General features: G+C 35.2%; 18 protein-coding genes and 1 pseudogene. 12 read left to right on the forward strand and 7 right to left on the reverse strand.

What is annotated here, in order from left to right; genetic code table 11:
- The first annotated feature begins 207 nt into the window (after positions 1–207).
- The 5 genes from A5821_RS14460 to A5821_RS14480 all read left to right on the forward strand — a co-directional run bounded on the left by A5821_RS14460 (position 208) and on the right by A5821_RS14480 (position 7,134).
- Positions 208–3,495, forward strand: a complete 3,288-nt coding sequence (locus tag A5821_RS14460; RefSeq protein ID WP_086315423.1) for a KxYKxGKxW signal peptide domain-containing protein — start codon at positions 208–210, stop codon at positions 3,493–3,495.
- 368 nt (positions 3,496–3,863) lie between these two features.
- A complete protein-coding gene (locus A5821_RS14465; RefSeq protein ID WP_086315424.1) occupies positions 3,864–4,877 on the forward strand; it encodes a lipoate--protein ligase in 1,014 nt (337 codons plus the stop codon).
- Positions 4,878–4,892: 15 nt separating this feature from the next.
- The gene (locus A5821_RS14470) at positions 4,893–5,624 is read left to right on the forward strand and encodes a methionine ABC transporter ATP-binding protein (RefSeq protein WP_086315425.1); all 732 of its coding nucleotides are present in this window, start codon (positions 4,893–4,895) and stop codon (positions 5,622–5,624) included.
- Positions 5,621–6,295, forward strand: coding sequence for a methionine ABC transporter permease (locus A5821_RS14475; protein ID WP_086315426.1), 675 nt, complete (start codon positions 5,621–5,623; stop codon positions 6,293–6,295). The genes A5821_RS14470 and A5821_RS14475 overlap by 4 nt, the downstream gene beginning before the upstream one ends.
- Before the next feature lie 17 nt (positions 6,296–6,312).
- Positions 6,313–7,134: a MetQ/NlpA family ABC transporter substrate-binding protein gene (locus A5821_RS14480; protein WP_086315427.1), complete on the forward strand. Its 822-nt coding sequence runs from the start codon at positions 6,313–6,315 to the stop codon at positions 7,132–7,134.
- A 386-nt stretch (positions 7,135–7,520) separates the two neighbouring features.
- On the opposite strand, the gene A5821_RS14485 is transcribed toward A5821_RS14480, so the two are convergent.
- Both A5821_RS14485 and A5821_RS14490 read right to left on the reverse strand, forming a co-directional pair.
- On the reverse strand, positions 7,521–7,703 hold the full coding sequence (locus A5821_RS14485; RefSeq protein WP_086315428.1) for a hypothetical protein: 183 nt from the start codon (positions 7,701–7,703) through the stop codon (positions 7,521–7,523).
- A gap of 15 nt (positions 7,704–7,718) precedes the next feature.
- Positions 7,719–8,918: an MFS transporter gene (locus tag A5821_RS14490; RefSeq protein ID WP_086315429.1), complete on the reverse strand. Its 1,200-nt coding sequence runs from the start codon at positions 8,916–8,918 to the stop codon at positions 7,719–7,721.
- 252 nt (positions 8,919–9,170) lie between these two features.
- Between A5821_RS14490 and A5821_RS14495 the strand changes: the two genes are divergently transcribed.
- The 5 genes and pseudogenes from A5821_RS14495 to A5821_RS14515 all read left to right on the forward strand — a co-directional run bounded on the left by A5821_RS14495 (position 9,171) and on the right by A5821_RS14515 (position 12,514).
- Complete coding sequence (locus A5821_RS14495) at positions 9,171–9,827, forward strand: Crp/Fnr family transcriptional regulator (RefSeq protein WP_086315430.1); 657 nt, start codon at positions 9,171–9,173, stop codon at positions 9,825–9,827.
- Between the two features lie 170 nt (positions 9,828–9,997).
- Entirely contained in the window at positions 9,998–10,936 is a 939-nt protein-coding gene (locus tag A5821_RS14500; protein ID WP_086315431.1) for a helix-turn-helix transcriptional regulator, read from the forward strand.
- 297 nt (positions 10,937–11,233) lie between these two features.
- Positions 11,234–11,854 (forward strand): DJ-1/PfpI family protein, encoded by a 621-nt coding sequence (locus A5821_RS14505; RefSeq protein WP_086315432.1) that lies wholly within the window; start codon positions 11,234–11,236, stop codon positions 11,852–11,854.
- 167 nt (positions 11,855–12,021) lie between these two features.
- Entirely contained in the window at positions 12,022–12,243 is a 222-nt protein-coding gene (relB, locus tag A5821_RS14510; RefSeq protein ID WP_086315433.1) for a type II toxin-antitoxin system RelB family antitoxin, read from the forward strand.
- A pseudogene (locus tag A5821_RS14515) lies at positions 12,240–12,514 on the forward strand (type II toxin-antitoxin system RelE family toxin). Before relB ends, A5821_RS14515 begins: the two are co-directional and overlap by 4 nt.
- Positions 12,515–12,563: 49 nt before the next feature.
- Here the strand turns inward: A5821_RS14515 and A5821_RS14520 are convergent.
- The 3 genes from A5821_RS14520 to A5821_RS14530 form a co-directional block, all read right to left on the reverse strand.
- Positions 12,564–12,908: a type II toxin-antitoxin system PemK/MazF family toxin gene (locus tag A5821_RS14520; RefSeq protein WP_086315716.1), complete on the reverse strand. Its 345-nt coding sequence runs from the start codon at positions 12,906–12,908 to the stop codon at positions 12,564–12,566.
- Entirely contained in the window at positions 12,901–13,134 is a 234-nt protein-coding gene (mazE, locus tag A5821_RS14525; protein ID WP_086315434.1) for a type II toxin-antitoxin system PemI/MazE family antitoxin, read from the reverse strand. The genes A5821_RS14520 and mazE (A5821_RS14525) overlap by 8 nt, the downstream gene beginning before the upstream one ends.
- 137 nt (positions 13,135–13,271) lie before the next feature.
- On the reverse strand, positions 13,272–13,544 hold the full coding sequence (locus A5821_RS14530) for a hypothetical protein (RefSeq protein WP_086315435.1): 273 nt from the start codon (positions 13,542–13,544) through the stop codon (positions 13,272–13,274).
- A 1,090-nt stretch (positions 13,545–14,634) separates the two neighbouring features.
- Between A5821_RS14530 and A5821_RS14535 the strand changes: the two genes are divergently transcribed.
- Positions 14,635–14,721, forward strand: a complete 87-nt coding sequence (locus A5821_RS14535; protein WP_139844078.1) for a type I toxin-antitoxin system Fst family toxin — start codon at positions 14,635–14,637, stop codon at positions 14,719–14,721.
- Between the two features lie 303 nt (positions 14,722–15,024).
- Here A5821_RS14535 and A5821_RS14540 read toward each other — a convergent pair whose 3' ends face one another.
- A complete protein-coding gene (locus A5821_RS14540) occupies positions 15,025–15,366 on the reverse strand; it encodes a type II toxin-antitoxin system PemK/MazF family toxin (protein ID WP_086315437.1) in 342 nt (113 codons plus the stop codon).
- Positions 15,366–15,596, reverse strand: a complete 231-nt coding sequence (gene mazE / locus A5821_RS14545; protein WP_086315438.1) for a type II toxin-antitoxin system PemI/MazE family antitoxin — start codon at positions 15,594–15,596, stop codon at positions 15,366–15,368. Before mazE (A5821_RS14545) ends, A5821_RS14540 begins: the two co-directional genes overlap by 1 nt.
- 247 nt (positions 15,597–15,843) lie before the next feature.
- Between mazE (A5821_RS14545) and A5821_RS14550 the strand changes: the two genes are divergently transcribed.
- Complete coding sequence (locus A5821_RS14550; RefSeq protein WP_086315439.1) at positions 15,844–18,267, forward strand: CRISPR-associated helicase/endonuclease Cas3; 2,424 nt, start codon at positions 15,844–15,846, stop codon at positions 18,265–18,267.
- Positions 18,268–18,296: the final 29 nt, after the last annotated feature.

Genomic DNA, 18,296 nt, shown 5'->3' on the forward strand with positions numbered 1-18,296 from the left:
TGGGACGCATGTAATCAATAACAAAAAAGCCATTTCTTGTTCCTACAAAAAAGAAGAAATGGGAAGCTAATCGGATACGCCTTAATCTAATATGCTATGTACTTTATTATATGGATTTTTTTGGTCGTGTCCATTATTTTACTTTGCGTGAGTACTAATTCAAATTGGTATTTAACAAAAAAATTATTATTATGGAGGTAATGGTTCATGAAGAGCAACAAAAATTTCAGAAAAGACGATTTGAGTCCTGAAAGCAACACGAAGAAAATTTACAAAATGTATAAGAGAAAGAAACAGTGGGTAGTAGCCCCTGTAGTATTTGGATTATTACTGCATGCGTTTAGTCCGGTTGCTGCTTTAGCGGTCACAGATACTGAGCAAGCAAACGCAGAAACAGCGCAAATGAGAGTAGTAGATGATGAAGAATTACAGAAGCTGATTAATCAAGCAGTTACAAATATCGAAGCCCTAAAATCATTGTCACCAGAAGCGAAAGATGTACATCTTGCCAATGTTAGAAAGGCTACTAATGAAGAAGAAGTCAATACAGCTACAGTAGATGCATATAAGGCCGATGTTGTTGCCGAAATTGATTTATTACAAGCTAGTTATGATAATCAAATCGAAGCTTTAAACTCTTTACCAGAAACTGGTGAAAGCACTAAAGCAGCATATAAAGGCAAGATCGCCACAGCACTTGCTAAAACTGGATTAATAAATAAATTTAATGCAGAATTGGCTAACGAATCAAAAAATTATGGTGTAGCTAAAGAGGTTTTTGCTGCTGATTTAGCAGAGAATCAAAAAGCAGCAGAAGAAGTTTTAAAAGCGGCAACAGAAGCCAATACAGCATTTGCGAATCTTCCGAAATATCAAACTCAGCAAAAAGAAGTTATTAAAGGAATGACCTATTTTTCTGATTTAGAAAAAGAGCTCCACTATACTGCAATTGATAATGCTGAAACTAAAGAAGAGGTAGATTCAGCGGTTGATGCAGCAAAAACTGCTTACCAAGGTGTTCTAACAAAACTAATTAATGCTCAAGTAAATGCGTTAAGTAGCAAATTACAAGAAGCAGACTTATCGGCTACCTTAGATGATGCATTCAGCGATCGTCTTGAAAAAATCGCAAATAAAACGCCAAAAGCAGAACAAGATTTAGTAGATTTAACAAATCTAGAAGCAGACATAGATCAGGCAATTGCAAACAAAGAAACGGCTGATTTAAATGAGAAAAAAGCAAATATGAAAAATCAAATTGCTTCAGAAGCAGGCGATGTAGTCAAAGCAGAAGACGTTAAACGATTCCAAGGTAAAGTTGATGCAGCAAAAACAACTGAAGCACTTGATGCTGTTATGCAGGAATGGAATGAATTTTATGAAGTAGAATCTCTTAAGCAAAAGAATTTAGCAGCAGCACAAGCTGAGGCGCAAACATTACTTGATGCTTTAGAATTAGAAGATAAAATTGCTTTATCTACGTATAAAGCAAATGTTGGCTTATCAAAAACCGCAGAAGCCGTTGCAGAAATTGTTGCACAAGCTCAAGCTGCTAGAAAGTTAGAAATCAAAGCTTTAGAAGTAGCCAAAGAGACAGCAATCAAAGAAATTCAAGCATTATCTAATTTAAAAGCTGATGAGAAAGAACCGCACATTACAGCTGTAAAAGCTGCAACTACAAAAAGTGAAGTAAATACCAAATTAGAACTTGCTAAAGATGCTGATAAAGCAGCTCAATTGTCAAAAGCAAAACTTGATGCAAAAAAACAAATTGATTCATTGGAAGCTCTTGATGAAACTGAAAGAACAACTCATAAAGCAAAACTTGATGTTGATACAGTTGATACTTTAGAAAAAGTAGCAGATATCTTAGCTAAAGCTGTTTATGCAAATGATATTAAAGCAATTGAGACAGCCGAATTAGATGAAGCAAAAGAAATTGCTAAAAATATTTTGAATAAATTAGAAGATTTAACAGTAACACAAGCTAAAGCTGCGCTAAAAAGTATTACAGATGCAAAAAATAACGAAGAGATTAAAACTGCTTTAGAAACAGCAGAAGCGTTAAATGCTACGAATAAAGCGACCAAAGACAAAGCCAATGAGCTAGCGGAAGCAAAAATTGCTGCAAACAAGCAAATTGATGAATTAAAATATCTTTCAAAGAGTGTCAAAGATGGATATAAAGCTGAAATTAATGCCAAAACTACAATAGATGATATTACTGATGTAGTAAATCGTGCTATGGCTGCAGATACTAATCTTGCAAATAAACAAGAGCAGCTTTTGACGGATAAAGAGGCTCTTGCAGGATTTATTAATGGATCATCTGAATTAACTGATGCTGAAAAGAAAAAATTCTCATCAGAAGTAGTTGATTGTTCGACTACAGAGGAAGTGGCGACTCTTAGAGGAAAAGTAGAGCAATTAATCACAGATCGTCAAGTTGCGGCGGCAGATTTAAATGCTGCTAAAACTACTATTAATAATGCGATTAACGGTTTGATAGGCTTAACACCTGCCCAAAAAGTTGCTTATACAAATAAAGTAAATAGCTTATCAGAAAAAGCAGATATGGTAGCAGTTTACGAAGAAGCCAAAGCAGAAGCCATCAAGCAATATGATAAAGAACTTACCAATGAAATTGATTCATTGATTGATTCTGGTTCATACGTAGAAGCGCAAAAAATGATCAATCAATTAAAATCAGACACGACACGTAAACAATATCAAAATAAACTAAATAACGGTATTGCTCTATCTGAAGCAAAAGCCGCTGCAAACAAACAAATCGATGCATTAGAAAACTTAACTGCTGAAGAAAAAGTTGCAGCTAAAGACAAGATTTCTAAATTAACAACTAAAGCAGCTGTTGAAAAAGAAGTTGAAGCATTAGTAAAAGCAGACAACCTTGTTCACGACAAATCATTGATTGAATTAGCAGAAGCTCAAATCAAAGCCAAAGATTTTGATAAAGCAGCGGAAACAATCAAGAAAATTCGTGATGCTGATACAAAAGCTAAATTACAAAAACAATTAGAGGACGCTCAAAAAGTAGCGCCAAATATTAGAGGAACAGGTCATGTTAGTAATATAGGCTGGCAAAAAACTGTTGATACCAATGAAATTATTGGGACGACAGGTAGAAAATTAGCTCTTGAAGCTGTTAAATTGAATCTAGAAGATGTAGACATGCCTGAATCAGCTAAGAAAATCGAAGGCGGCATCGAGTACCGTGCTCACGTTCGTAATATTGGTTGGCAAGGATACAAAGCTAATGGAGAATTAGCTGGTACAACTGGTAAAGCTTTACGAATGGAAGCTATCCAAATTCGATTGACTGGTGAGTTAGCGAAGAGATATGATGTTCAATATCGTGCGCACTCTAAAAACAAAGGCTGGGGCGCGTATGTTTCAAATGGTGCAACAGCAGGAACAACTGGTAAGGCATTACGTATGGAAGCTGTTCAAATTCGCCTAGTCGAAAAAAAATAGTGGGAAACTAATCTCGTTTATTACTCTGAGATTTTTACCTAACACTTAAATAGCTTGAAATGGAAAAACGGCACAATGAATCAGAGATACTTCTGGTTATTGTGTCGTTTTTCTATTTATACATATCGTTAGAATATAGGGATCATCACTGTTGTGTACTAAAATCTGTGTTAAGTTAAAATTTCTGTTATATAAAATATGATTTTTTCTTATAATGTAAAGCTTTTTTGAGCAAATATATGTAATATTATAATTAAGAATGATAGACTAAATCTATTGTTGGAATTATCAGAAATTTATATTGAAAGCATTTTCATGCGGTGGCTGAAATAGCCTATAAGCTTAGACAATAAGAAAAGAGGAATAAAATGTATTATGTTATTATGCCCTCTAACGATATCCGTCGGAATTTAGCGACAGAACAATACCTGTTGAATCAGCGGTCATTCGACGAACCACTGGTATTGTTTTATATTCAAAAACCATGTGTTATCGTCGGACGCAATCAGAATGTACGTGCAGAGGTCGATTTGAATTATGCTAAGGAACACCAAATCACTATTACCAGAAGGTTATCTGGTGGTGGTGCAGTGTATGATGATTTAGGTAATTTAAGTTTTAGTTTTGTTGTTGATGCAACCCATGAGTCATTTGGGAATTTTAAGGCATTTACACAGCCAATTATTGATGCTTTACATGAAATGGGTGCGCTCGGGGCAGAAATTAGTGGTCGAAATGATTTACTGATCGATGGGAAAAAATTCTCTGGAAATGCTATGTATACGAAAAATAAAAAGATGTATTCACATGGAACATTGATGTTGGATGTTGATTTAGACGAAGTTAGTCGAGTGCTTACCGTTTCTGAAAAAAAGTTAGCATCAAAAGGGACGAAGTCTGTTAGAAGCCGAGTGACCAATTTAAAACCTTACTTAGCTAAAGAATATCAAGGGATTTCCACTGAAGATTTTCGAGACCGCATATTATTGCATTTATTTAAAGCTAAGACAATGGACGCAATTCAGACACGAGAATATCATCTAACCCAAGAAGATGAACGAGCGATTGATCAATTGGTAGCAGAGATTTATGGAAATGAGACTTGGGTATTTGGTGAGGAACCTAAGTATACGATCAAAAGAGAAGAAAAATTCCAAGGTGGACTCATAGAAGCAAATATTTCTGTAGAAAAGGGAAGGATTTCAGCTATCACAATTTACGGTGATTACTTCAGTCAAAAAGATACAAAAGAAATAGCAGAGTTATTGATTGGCTGTAAATATGAGCAAGCAGCAATTAAGCAAGTATTAGCTGATGTCGTAGTAGGAGATTATTTTACTAATGTTTCTAAAGCCGAATTTGTTCAGTTGCTGGTAGATTGAGTTGGAGGAAATAAAATGATTACGTTTGACCAAGTTTCAAAGTTTTATAATCATAATGGATCAGCTGTCACAGCATTAGATAATGTTGAGTTTAAAATCCAAGAACATGAAATATTTGGTGTGATTGGTGAAAGTGGATCTGGTAAATCTACATTACTAAGAATGATCAACACCTTAGAAAAACCGAGTCAAGGCGTTATTAAAGTCTTTGATGCGGATTTGATGCAGTTAAATGAGAAACAAAAACGGCAAAGTCGTAAGCAAATTGGGATGATTTTTCAACAATTTAACTTGCTATACAACCAAACTGTCAACGAAAATATTGGGCTTCCTTTACGATTGAATAACGCATATGACCAAAAACGTATTCAAGAAGTTTTGGAGTTTGTACGTTTGTCTGATAAAGGCAAATATTATCCAAGCCAGCTTAGTGGTGGTGAAAAACAGCGTGTAGGAATTGCCAGGGCGTTGATTACACAGCCCAAAATTTTACTCTGCGATGAACCAACTTCTGCTTTAGATGGCCAAAATGCTTATGATATTTTAGAGTTATTGCGAAGAATCAATCAAACGTTTGGAACGACAATGGTTATCGTCAGCCATGAATTGAATATGATCAAACAATTATGCGATCGAACAGCGATTCTAGAAAATGGAAAAGTATTGGATATATTAGCCATTCAAAGAAGTCAACAATCAACGCAGTTTGGATCTTATTATGAAAGAGTACGGGAGAGTTTGGGATGATGGCAGCGTATATAAGTAAAATTAGTTATTACCTTCCAGAATTAAGTAAGGCTTTATCAGAAAGCGGCATAATGATTTTGATTTCAATCATTGCAGCTGTGGCATTAGGGTTACCACTTGGAACATTTGTTTATTTAACAAAGAAGATACCAACTCAGTCGAATCAGTGGCTGGGCATGTTAGCAAATGGCTACATTAATATTGTGCGTTCATTTCCATTTCTATTACTCGTGGTTGCTATGATCCCATTTACTCGATTCGTATTAGGGACTGCTTTTGGGACATATGCTGCTTCTTTGCCTTTAAGTTTTGTAGCGGTTGCTATATATGCCCGGCTTGTGGAACAGGTATTGTTAGAAATACCAAATGACATTTTAGAGTTGGCTCAATCTTTAGGTAGTACTAAGTTTCAGCTGATCACCCGTTTTCTTTATATTGAAGCTCGCTCGGGTCTAGTGTTGTCATTAACGTCAGTTATAATCAGTATGGTTTCTTATTCAACGGTTATGGGTGTAGTTGGTGGCGGTGGGATAGGTGATTTTGCATTAAGGTATGGTTATCAACGTTATGAATATGCCATAATGTACACAGCAATCGTTGTTATGATCCTATTCGTAAGTTTTATTCAAATAAGTGGTAGTTGGGTATCTAAAAAGATAAATAAAAAATAGTAGTTAGGAGCAGAAACATGAAAAAAAAAGTATTGATTAGTATGTTAATGGTAACGGGTCTAGTGGTTGCAGGATGCGGTGGACAGAAAAAACAAGCGGATACGGAGAAGAAGGAAGATAAGGTCATCAAAGTTGCTTCTCATATTCCATCGACTGTTGAAGTTGTTGAATTGGCGGGCAAAAATATTGAAGATGGGTATAAAGTAGAGTTGGTTCAAGTCAATGATAATATTCAATATAATGAACTTTTAAATGCCAAAGAAATCGATGCCAACTTTGCTCAACATGAACCCTTTATGCAAAAATTCAATGAAGAAAAAAATGGTGATTTAGTGATTGTGCAAAAAATTTATAATGCTAAAGTTGGCTTTTATTCGAAAGAGTTCAAAGATATTAAAGATCTCCCAGATGGCGCCAAAATTGCACTACCAAGTGATATTTCCAACGAAGGCCGTGCACTGGCAATTTTAGATGACGCTGGTTTGATCAAACTGAAAGACGGTGTAGGGTTCAATGGCGCAATCAAAGATGTAGTTGAAAATCCTAAAAAGTTTGAATGGGTTTCTGTTGACTTACTAAACCTAGCAGAAGCGTATAATGAAAAAGATATGGCAATGATTTACAACTATCCGACTTATATTGCTAAAATCGGCTTAACACCAAAAGATGCGATTTTATTGGAGAAGAAAGTGGATGATCGCTTTGCCATAAGCTTGGTTGCCAGAGAAGATAACAAAGACTCCGACAAAATAAAGGCATTAAAAAAAGCAATGACTAGTGATAAAGTTCGTGAGTTATTAGAAACAAAATACAGTGAAACATTAACACCGGCATTTTAAAAATAAACAATCAGAGAGCAGAAAATTATTCTGCTCTCTGATTGTTTATTTGGATAAAAAAAAATTAGAGCTGTTTGTAGAAGATCGTAGAATATAATTTATTACTGATTCTGGAGAGGAAACTTCTTTCAAATCATCACGATTTACTTTGATCTTTCGATAAATCAGATTTAATGGCAAGGTTGATTTTTCCGCAATCATATTGACGGAAATGCCATTTTTACTAAAGAAAATCAATTTGAAAATATCAAGTTTTTACTCATCACTTTTTTTCCATAACGTTATGACCTCCAAAGGTAAAACGTAATCAACTGAAATATACAGTAAATAAATGGAAAAAAATAATAATTAGAAAATAGCCAATTTCTATTTCCTAATTATTATTTTTAACCCATGATATTATTATTCTCGATAGCTGATTCAATTGCTCTTGCGTATTGATTTGTATTTGCTTGATAGTTGTCGATCAAGGTCAAATCTTTTTCAATATGACCTAGGCGAGTGTTTAGTTCTTCTATCTTGTTTAACGTTTGTTGTAAAATTTCAAGCATACGTTCATCTGTATTCATCATGTTACTCCTTTTTTATTTGATATTTTCATAAACAGAGACTTTTGATCGGTAAAACAAAGCGTAAAGAATCGTACAAACTATCGGAATCAGACCAGCAACGAAATATAAACCTTGGAATGACAAAATACTTCGTAATTCTCCTAAAACATAAGGCCCCACGCCAAGACCAAGATCCAAACCAATAAAATAGGTAGATAACGCAATACCAATACGGTGACTATTAGGACTTTCCTTTAAACAAATTGCTTGACCATTAGACATGAACGTTCCATAACCTAGACCAATCAAACCACCTGAAACTAGCAGCATCCAGCTTGAATTTGTAACACTTAGAAAAAATAATCCGACTGTTAAAAATAAAAAACTAGGATACATCACGGCATTTTCACCTCTTGCATCAAAAATGCGACCAGATAGGGGACGAGTAGCTGTAATCACTAAAGCATAGACCACAAAGAAAAATGAGCTTGCGCTGACAAGATCGATTGCTTTAGCGTAAGATGAAAGGAAAGACAGTACGCTTGAATAAGAAAGTCCCATTAGAAAAGCAATAAATGAAATAAATAGCACTTTCTTTTCAATGAAGCTATCAACTGTCCAACGAGATAAACTCGCTTTATGCTCAGCACTCAATTGAATATTTTTTACAGGGAAGATAAAACAGGCGATCGTGGTCAAGAAAATCAGTACGATCGAAAATAAAATAATAAAATAAAAACTCATAGTATTAAGTAAAACCATCCCGATAAATGGACCTATAGCAGCAGCTAGACTCGTGCTTAATCCGTAATAATTGATCCCTTCCCCATGTTTTGATTTAGGAATATAAGCTGTTACGATGGCATTTGTTGCTGTTGAGACAGTTCCATAGCCAAAACCATTTAGCAAGCGGACAAGGTAAAGAATTCCGATACTTGGGATGTATAGATAAGCGATCGTAGTTATGAGATAAAATAAAGCGCCATATCTCAGTACTGCTTTTCTACCAATGAGTTCTAATAGTTTACCCATAAACAATCGTGCAAATAAGGTGCCGATAATATAAATCCCTGAAGCAAGACCTGCTTGACCTAATGAAGCGTGCAAGGTATCTTGAGCAATCACTGCAATGATCACCATTAGTAAGTAGTACACGAGATACACCACAAAATTGATCAACGTAATACTGATAAAACCTTTGTTAAATAGTTTTTCTTCTGAATGTTCCGTCATTGTGAAGAGTTCCTTCTTTCTTAGTGTGATAAGCTTAAATTGCAAGTTACAATTTTTTTCTGAAAGCTAGTTGTATAGATACTATACGAAAAAAGCCATGAAAAAAAATGCGGATTTGTTTTTAAAAAAAGTTAGTAACAAAAAAACACAACAAAAGTCATATACATTTGTTATTGTTTTTCGATGTGTTATGCTTTTAAATAAGAATAGATTTTTACAGAAAATGTTCAAAAAAGGATAAGGAGTCATTAAATGGATAGTCATGTCTTACAAGAATATTTAGATAATCATTCATTTCCAATCGTTGTGAAGAAAAAAAGAACCTATTTAACTTATGAAGGATTGCAGGATCGCTATGCGTATATTTTGAAGAGCGGTATCATCAAAACTAGCGTTATTTCTCCGGATGGACGAGAGTTTAATTTGAGGTATATCAATAGTTTGGAAATCGTATCGTTGTTGAGAGATGAATATTCCCAGTTTATCGACGCGCCGTTTAATATTCGAATCGAATCAGAGCAAGCAGAATTGTATCAAATTGATCGGGTTCAGTTTTGGAAGGATATCAATCAGAGTAAAGAATTACAGATGTACGTGAAGGATTATTACCGTGTTCGGTTGATGTATTCGATGAAGAAGATGCAGCAAATGTTGATGAATGGCAAATTTGGAGCGGTTTGTACCCAGATATATGAGTTATATGATACGTTTGGCGTGCAGTTAGAAGATGGGCTGTTGGTTGATTTTGTGGTCACTAATGAAGAGATTGCCCATTTTTGTGGAATCACTTCTGCTAGTAGTGTAAATCGCATGATGCAGCAGCTGAAGGATTTAGGAGCGATTAAGATTCAAGATCGGAAGATTGTGATTACGGATATGGATATTTTGAAAGATAATATAATTTTGTAGAAAAGCGTATATAAATCCGATGTTGACACGATCAACAAATAACTTGAATTGTGCTGTAAGAAATTACACAGTATAATGATGATACAAAAATCAAGAAAGAAGGAATCAATGCGCATTTAGCAAATAGATTCCTTTTTTATTACGTATCTATGCAATGAAAAGGAGAAAATATGAAAATCGATCGCTTACTCAGTCTAGTAAATTTGTTAACCGAAAATGACCGAATGACTGCCAAAGGATTGTCTGAACGATTGGAAGTATCTAAACGAACTATCTATCGTGATATTGAAACGTTAAATTTAGCAGGGATTCCGATTGTTTCTTATTCAGGAATTCGTGGCGGTTATGGCATAGTTGAGGGGTATAAAGTTAGTAAACATATTTTTTCAACAGAAGATATCTCGACTATTTTGACCGGCCTTTCAGCGATTCAAAGTATCTCAGCGTCCTCTGACATCAGTCCCTTACTAGCAAAAATTGCACCAAATACAAGCTTGCAACAACCGCAAAGCGATTTATTGATCGATCTATCGTCGTGGTTTACACTCAATGAAGGCAAGAACAAACTAAATGATTTACGCCAAGCAATAGCAATGCAGCGAATCATTGTTATTCAGTATCATTCCAAAAAAGGCTATTCAGAGCGAAAAGTAGAACCGTATAAACTTGTTTTTAAAGCGTCCCATTGGTATCTTTATGGTTTTTGCTTAAAAAGAAAGGCATTTCGCTTGTTTAAACTGACCAGGATTCAAACATATGAGTTGTTAGATGAGGGATTTGAGCCTCGACCTTTAGAAGCTATAAAGCTAACTATTGAGTCTGAAAATGATTATCTAGAAGCAATGGCATTGCCGGCAAGTCAACAAGTAGTTTTAACGTATGATCAAAAGGATAAATTATATTTGATTGACAAATTTGGTGCAGAATTTTTTGAGGAACAGGATAAAGCCTCGGCTGTTGGAACAATCGTGTTTCCATTGATCGATCAGGAAAAAACAGTGGATTTCATTTTACGTTTTCAAGACAAGGTACGAGTCATTGAACCGCCGATAATCGTTGAAGCAGTCAAATCGAAAATTGAACAAATGTATTTTCTTTATAAAAGCTGACAATCAGTTGTCACACTTCTGTTGTATGATAAAGTCCGAAAGGTATCTAGCTATACGGGCTATCACTACGCTGTGCTTCGATCTCAACAATTCCTAAGAGCTAAAGCTCTAAGGATTGAAGGTCTTCGGGAAAAAGATAAAAACTAAATGAGGCAAAAAGCACCTCAGTTCGTTTTTCCTATTTTCCTGTCAGAGTTAAACGAGCCTGCTTTGAAACACAGTGAATAAAACGAACTGATGTTGAAAAGTACAAGGTGTAGCGGAGCGTTGTTACCTATATATAAGGAGGAATAAAATATGACAGAAGTACTTTTTGTGTTATTAGAAGAATATGCAGATTGGGAAGCGGCCTCAATTGCGGCGGTTCTGAATCAGGAAGAAGGTTTCACCGTTAAAACAGTGTCAAATGAAAAACAAGCCATTCATTCGATGGGCGGTTTTTCTACATTGCCGGATTATACATTTGCTGAAGCGTGTCAAAAAGAGTTTGCTGCGTTGGTTTTAATTGGCGGAAAGTCTTGGCGAAAGGATAAAGCAGAAGCTGTTGTGGCTTTAGTAGAAAAAGCGGAACAGCAAGGCGCTTTGATTGCTGCGATTTGCGATGCGACTGTTTATCTGGGAACTCTAGGTTTACTAAATGATGGCAAACATACAAGTAACCAACTACAAGACTTGCAAGAGTACGCAGGTAATCGTTATACGGGCGCAAACCAATTTGTAGAAACCCAAGCAATAAGAGCGAATAATTTGATTACAGCTAACGGGACGGGGTATTTAGAGTTTGCTAGAGAAATTTTGCTGGCACTTCAAGTAATGCCAGAGAAAGAAGTAGCAAACTGGTATAACTTTTTCAAATTAGGGTATTATGAAGCGCTAAAACAAGAACTTAGAAGTACAAGTGATGAGGATGTTGATTAAAAGTAGTGCTTCATGGGGTGAAGAGTTATTAGAGAATTTCGTTGTGAACAGAGTCCTTCGAAAAATGAATTCTTGGTAAAAGAGAAGGCGGACTTTCAAGAGCTCGATAACAGGCAAGTTTTTTTAGAGCGTGCAATTGAGAGTTGTATACAAAAGGAGGGAACGAAATGAGCACTGTGACATTCAGACTATCTGAGGACGAAAAAGAGTTCATGCAAAAAATGGCTGATTTTAATGGGCTATCCTTATCTGAACTTGCTAGAACTAAAATTTTGGAAAATTTAGAAGATCAAATTGATATGGATACCTACAATAAACTAATGAAAGAGCATCGAATAAAAGATGAAAGTATTTCTCATGTTGAAATGGTGAAGAAGCTTGGTTTATGACAGAAAAAAAGTATGTTGTTCGGTATGAAAAAGAAGCGCAAAAAGTATTAAAAGAGATGGACAGATTTCAAGCAAAATTAATTCTTTCGTGGATTGATAAATATCTGGAAGGGATTGAAAATCCCAGAATGATAGGAAAAGGCTTGGTTGGCAACAAAAGCGGACAATGGTGCTACCAAATTGGAGATTATCGTATTGTTGCGATATAGAGGATGGGTCAATTACGATTCTTATTGTAACAATTGGACATAGGAAAGACGTATGTAATTAGTGGAAAAGGCTTAGAAGATGGTAATGAACTTCTAAGTCTTTCGTTTGTTTTAAAAAGGAAAATTGAAGTTTAGTAGAAAATGTTGCGCAACATTTAAAAAGTCCTTTGCTTTTAAATGACCGATTACTTGAACATTCCGTCCACCTTTTTCGGTAAAATCTAGTGAGTAAACTTGCTTTGTATTGACTGTGCTTTCTTTCTCAAAAGCCTCACTGGTTATTGAAACAAAGTAAGGATGATTTGACTTAGTTGAGGTGATGGGGCAGACAGTAATCAGGTTTGAAGAAAGGTTGTATTCATCACGACTCATGACTAAAGCAGGTCGTCTTTTTTTGATTTCGCTACCTTTTGCAGGTTCAAAATCAATTGTGACAATGTCTCTTTGTTTAATTATCCAGTTCAATTCCTTTAGGTGTAAAATCAGTTGCTAAATGATCATCACTGTCTGTAAACTCACCTGGTTTAGCATTAGCAAAGTAGTCATCAACTTTTGGTATGAGAGAAATAATGCCTTCACTGTCTTTGTAGGAAAAGAACTCCTGACCGTCTTTTACGGCGAACTTACTTGATAAGGTAACCATGATTGCATTTCCTTGTCTTCTTGCTTTTACAGTATCCATAAGATGACCTCCTTTTTTTCTATTATAAGATGTAATTACATCTTACGAAACTTTTCTGCTGTAATGACGTGTGAGTTTTTTCAATTTATCCCTTACAATATCTAAATACGCAAAAAATATTCCTTTTCATTTTTTGATTAGATCTTTTGATTTTGTGTAATACTCGCTAATTGATTTTGCGATTCGGCTATCAAAAGTGCATACTCTTTATGAAAGGTTTCAAACAATTTTGCACTAGCGTAGTATTGTTTGACTACTTGTTTTTTATTGATTGGTGTAGTTGGATTGGTAAAATACTTTTCCAAAACTTCTAGCGGTTCTTTCCAAGATTCTAAACGCTCGAGTGAATCTCGAAGATTTAGAATCTCTTGATAAGGGACAGTTTTGATGCAGATGGCGGAATTTTTCATGGGAATACTCCTTTTCTCTTTAGTATGTAGAGCAAAAGAAAAATGCTAAAGCTGTCCGTCTCTATTGTTGAATTATGCTAGTATGTAGAACCCTACCTTGTGCATTCAGAAAAAATTTCAAAAGTGTCTAGAAATTCTTACAAGAATTAGGTACAATAAAGAAGCTGGTACTACGGTACTAGTAAATGGGCAACTTGGATAGAGAGATACTGCTTTCTATTCAGGGCTTCATTGAACGGTTGGCGCCGAACAATGAAGTGCCTTTTTTGCTTTGAATTACTACGCTGTCGCTTCGATCGCATCAATTTCTAAGAGCTAAAGCTCTAAGAATTGAAGGACTGCGACTGACAATAAGGCAGAGCAGATGATGAAAAGTACAAGGTGAATAAAATGAACGTTGTTCCCCTGAAAGTTCTTCTTCGTCTCAAAGTTTGTAGGATAGAAATAAAAAAAGACGATCCACAGGTGACCTGTAATCGTCTACAAATAGGCAAGATAAAGAGACTATAAAAAATGTTGTCACTGTCGTGAGTGTGCAACAAAAAATAGATTTATCCTGACGCTATTGGCAAAGTTGCTTTACAGATACTGCTGTTTAAACAAGGCTTCTGGTTTGGTTGGCGCCAGACCATGAAGAGCCAATTTATTTATTTTTAATGTTAGTTATTTCTATCCTATGCATTTTATTATACATAAAAAGGTGCTTGTTCACAACGAGTTTTTTTGTGGAACGGCATTAAATAACATGAAAATCATACTCCTTATATATAAGGAAAAATAACAACATTTTTTTGAAATTGAGGAGTTTTTTCTGCGAAGTCAAAATTAATGAAAATGGGCAAAATAATTTTAAGAATAGGACAAATTTGACAAAAGCAGAATTAATTACGAAGAAAAGGTAGTAAGAATCCTGATAAACGGTGGGAGCAGAAGCAATCCCTTCGGAAATAAGCTGAAATGCACAAAAATTTGAAGAGCAATTTTCGTGCATTTCAGCTTATTTCTTGGGATTAAACACTTCTGTCCCAACCTCAATGCTAAAAGTGGTCGCTTTCTCTTTTGCGATGGCGATACGTATCGCATAAAAGGGGTGAACCTATTGTTTATTATTGGCCCGATTATTGTTGAAGTAGTCTTGGGACTATTCAAACATTGGCTAGATAATCGGCAGGACTAGAAAGCGGCTGAAAGCCAAAATAGACCCCATCACTCCTCGAAAGTGATGGGGTCTTTGGTGTATCTACATGCTCGTTATTTTCTACTTATAAGATACATGAAAAGAAAGATGGAGTCAAGTTTTTCTTGCTTTGAAGTGCGGAGAGTCTATTTTATAAAAGTAAATCTAAAGGATTAGCAAAAGTTGCAGAGCTGATCTCAGCTCTGCAACTTTTCTTATAAAACAAACATAAATACGTTTCAATCCACACATAAAGTAATGTGACATAGTTGTGAATACTGAAAATATGTAAAACTTACCTATTCAAAAAATGTATTCAATTACTTGATCTATTTTGGACATATCTTTAACAGGTAAGCGATCAGCAAATTCAATTTTTCTTGAAACAAAATCTAATGATTTTAGTTGAGAGATAATAACTTGACCCTGTATTTCAACTTCTTCAGGAAGGGTATATCTGGTTGGAATTTCTTTAACTGTTGTGGTAATTGGGCATATCACTGCAAATTTTGTTTTCCTGTTAAAATCATAACGTGAAACAACAAGGCCAGGTCTTCGTTTTTGAATCTCTTTACCAGATGAAGGATCAAAGTTAATCCAAATAATATCACCTTTTTTAGGGATGTAAGTCTTATTTTTAGGCATTAAAATAATTCTCTCCCTTCAGGCGTCAGGTCTGACCATTCATCAGCTTCATAAAATTCTCCCTCAGCTCCGCCAGAAAAGGGATCAGTGATTTTGGGTATTAGAGTAATCGTACCATCTTCTGAATAGACAACCACATATTCTTTATTAGATTCAGGTTTTTCTCCATTGTTAGCTGGTAGTGTCACGACAACAGAGCTACCTTGTAATCTTGATTTTGTAAATAACATAACTATCACCTCTTAATTCTTATTCTACTACGATATATTGAATGTTGTAAAGAATTCTGAGTGATATTTAGTGTTGTTGTACAATTATAATTTATTTGTTTTTAAATGTCAATTTATATTAACAAACATTAATACGAATTTATTTTTATGGAAATTAATTCAACTATCTAAAATTTTAGATAGTTCTTTTTTTTATAAGTGGTATAATTTATTTAAGACATTTAGAAACCAATTAAGGAGTTTAAGTATGTATGTCGCACATGTAAGGAAATCAGATGGAGAAGAGCAATTATTAAAGAATCACCTAGTAGAATGTGCCGTATTGAGCGGCGATTGGGGCGCAAAAATTGGATTAAGAAAAGTCAGCTATATAGCAGGTTTACTTCATGATTTAGGAAAATATTCCAACGAATTCCAAGAATATTTAAGAAAAGCTGTTGCTGATCCGAAAAGTGTGACACGGGGGAGCGTGGATCATTCAACAGCTGGCGGTAAACTTCTTTTTGATTATTGCCACAAAAATAGTCGTGATCCATTTTCATATATTTTTGCTGAATTGGTGGGGAATGCGATTATTTCTCATCACAGCAGTCGAGGGCTGCAAGATTTTTTTACACCAGAAGGAGAAGCAACTTCTGATTATCTTAGGCGAGTAGCGGAAATAGAAGTTGTAGATTATGAACAGATTAAACTTCGTTTTTTTGAAGAAGTGATGTCAGAAGAACAATTTCAACAATTATTATCAGAAGCAATAGAAGATTTAAAAGGTTTTTATCAATCAAATGGAAAAAGCAGAATCAAACAAAATGATACATTTTTCCTTTTGAAATTCATCTATAGTTGCTTACTGGATGCCGACCGAACAAATACGATGTTGTTTGAAGAAAATGAAAAATTTAAAAAGCATGAAAATGACGAGTTACTGAAATCTTATAGTCAAAGCCTAGAAGAATATATTTCAACTTTTACCGCTGACACACCAATTAACCAACTTCGTGGACAGATGTCAAATCAATGCAAGGCCTTTGCTGAAAGAGAAATAGGGATTTATACCCTTTCGATTCCCACGGGCGGTGGAAAAACGTTAGCTAGTTTACGATTTGCCTTGAATCACGCTATAAAACATGGAAAAGAGCGCATCATTTATGTCGTACCATTCACAACGATTATCGAACAGAACGCTGCGACAGTCCGAGAGATTTTAAAAGATGAAGAAAATATTCTAGAGCATCATTCCAATGTTTTTACAGATCAGGAAGAAACGAAAGCAAGGAAATCCGAAGAATCAGAAAAAGAAGCGTTGGAGCAAAAACAAGCGTTAATGAAAGACAATTGGGAAAGTCCTGTAATTTTTACAACGATGGTGCAGTTTCTAAATACGATTTACAGTCGAGGAACTCGAAACCCACGTCGTTTTCATAATTTAACGAATGCTGTGATTATTTTTGATGAAGCTCAGGGTGTTCCAACGAACTGCACCCATTTATTTAATGAAAGTTTGAACTTCTTAAAAAAATTCGGTAGGACAACGAGTGTTCTGTGTACAGCAACTCAGCCGTCTTTAGAAAATGTTGGACGAGCGTTAACCAAAGATTCCGATGGCGAAATGGTTTTGGATTTATCAGAAGTAGAATCTAAGTTTAAACGAGTAAAGGTCATTGATCGAACAACAGATGAACCATGGAAGCTTGAAGCATTAGCTGATTTCAGTCAAGACATTTTAGTAGAGAAAGAAAATTTGTTGATTATTTTAAATACCAAAAAAGCTGTTCGGAGTTTATATCAATATTTGGAAGAACAACAATTAGAAGATGTTGAATTATATCATTTAAGTACCTCAATGTGTGCCAAACATCGGAAAGATTTGTTGGATGAATTACGTGAGAAACTAAAAAATAGTGAGACAAAACTAATCTGTATCACAACGCAATTAATTGAAGCGGGTGTAGATATTAGTTTTCAATCGGTGATTCGCTCGGTGGCTGGCTTGGATTCAATTGCTCAAGCTGCAGGACGGTGTAATCGACATGGGGAAACTAAGCAACAACCAGTCTACCTAGTTAATCTTTCCACAGATCTTGAAAATCTGACTCATTTGCCACAGATTAAAAAAGGACAAGGAATTACGTTAGATATTCTTAAAGAAAACAGTCAACTTGAACAAGCGGAATTACTTTCTCATGATGTTCAAAAACGGTATTTTGATCGTTATTATGATTGTTTTAAGTATGAATTAAACTATCCAGTTAAAAAGACATCGCTCGAACTATTTAGTCTATTAGGAGAAGGTGCTAATGCGCTGGAACATTATAAACGAACACACGGCTCTGCACCTATTTTGGCTCTGAGAAGTAGTCCTAAAACAGTAGGGAAATATTTTCAAGTCATTGATAGTCCAACGACATCAGTGCTTGTTCCGTACAAAGATGGGAATGAATTGATTGCGGATTTAAATGGTGAGCTAAGACCTGAAGAGTATGCGCCAACGTTGAAAAAAGCACAACAATATATGGTCAATATTTTCCAGCATGAATTGATAGAACTTCAAGCAAGTGGTGGAATTTATCCACTGTTGAATGGCGATATTTTGGCTCTGACCAGTAATGCGTATGATTTGAAGTTTGGAATAGATATAGAAGCAGAAGTGGCGAGTGGTTATTTAGGATTTTAATAGTATCTGACTTCAAGAGTTTGATTATA

Origin of the sequence: Enterococcus sp. 7F3_DIV0205 (assembly GCF_002141365.2) — a bacterium.
In the GTDB taxonomy this organism is placed as follows: Bacteria; Bacillota; Bacilli; order Lactobacillales; family Enterococcaceae; genus Enterococcus_L; species Enterococcus_L palustris.

Excerpts from the sequence above, each read along its gene's own strand:
- A5821_RS14480 (WP_086315427.1), top strand. The coding sequence starts at position 6,313 with ATGAAAAAAAAAGTATTGATTAGTATGTTAATGGTAACGGGTCTAGTG.
- A5821_RS14505 (WP_086315432.1), top strand. The coding sequence starts at position 11,234 with ATGACAGAAGTACTTTTTGTGTTATTAGAAGAATATGCAGATTGGGAA.
- mazE (WP_086315438.1), bottom strand. The coding sequence starts at position 15,596 with ATGTTATTTACAAAATCAAGATTACAAGGTAGCTCTGTTGTCGTGACA.
- A5821_RS14475 (WP_086315426.1), top strand. The coding sequence starts at position 5,621 with ATGATGGCAGCGTATATAAGTAAAATTAGTTATTACCTTCCAGAATTA.
- A5821_RS14500 (WP_086315431.1), top strand. The coding sequence starts at position 9,998 with ATGAAAATCGATCGCTTACTCAGTCTAGTAAATTTGTTAACCGAAAAT.
- A5821_RS14550 (WP_086315439.1), top strand. The coding sequence starts at position 15,844 with ATGTATGTCGCACATGTAAGGAAATCAGATGGAGAAGAGCAATTATTA.
- A5821_RS14470 (WP_086315425.1), top strand. The coding sequence starts at position 4,893 with ATGATTACGTTTGACCAAGTTTCAAAGTTTTATAATCATAATGGATCA.
- mazE (WP_086315434.1), bottom strand. The coding sequence starts at position 13,134 with ATGGATACTGTAAAAGCAAGAAGACAAGGAAATGCAATCATGGTTACC.
- A5821_RS14460 (WP_086315423.1), top strand. The coding sequence starts at position 208 with ATGAAGAGCAACAAAAATTTCAGAAAAGACGATTTGAGTCCTGAAAGC.
- A5821_RS14540 (WP_086315437.1), bottom strand. The coding sequence starts at position 15,366 with ATGCCTAAAAATAAGACTTACATCCCTAAAAAAGGTGATATTATTTGG.
- A5821_RS14465 (WP_086315424.1), top strand. The coding sequence starts at position 3,864 with ATGTATTATGTTATTATGCCCTCTAACGATATCCGTCGGAATTTAGCG.
- A5821_RS14490 (WP_086315429.1), bottom strand. The coding sequence starts at position 8,918 with ATGACGGAACATTCAGAAGAAAAACTATTTAACAAAGGTTTTATCAGT.
- A5821_RS14485 (WP_086315428.1), bottom strand. The coding sequence starts at position 7,703 with ATGAATACAGATGAACGTATGCTTGAAATTTTACAACAAACGTTAAAC.
- relB (WP_086315433.1), top strand. The coding sequence starts at position 12,022 with ATGAGCACTGTGACATTCAGACTATCTGAGGACGAAAAAGAGTTCATG.
- A5821_RS14495 (WP_086315430.1), top strand. The coding sequence starts at position 9,171 with ATGGATAGTCATGTCTTACAAGAATATTTAGATAATCATTCATTTCCA.
- A5821_RS14530 (WP_086315435.1), bottom strand. The coding sequence starts at position 13,544 with ATGAAAAATTCCGCCATCTGCATCAAAACTGTCCCTTATCAAGAGATT.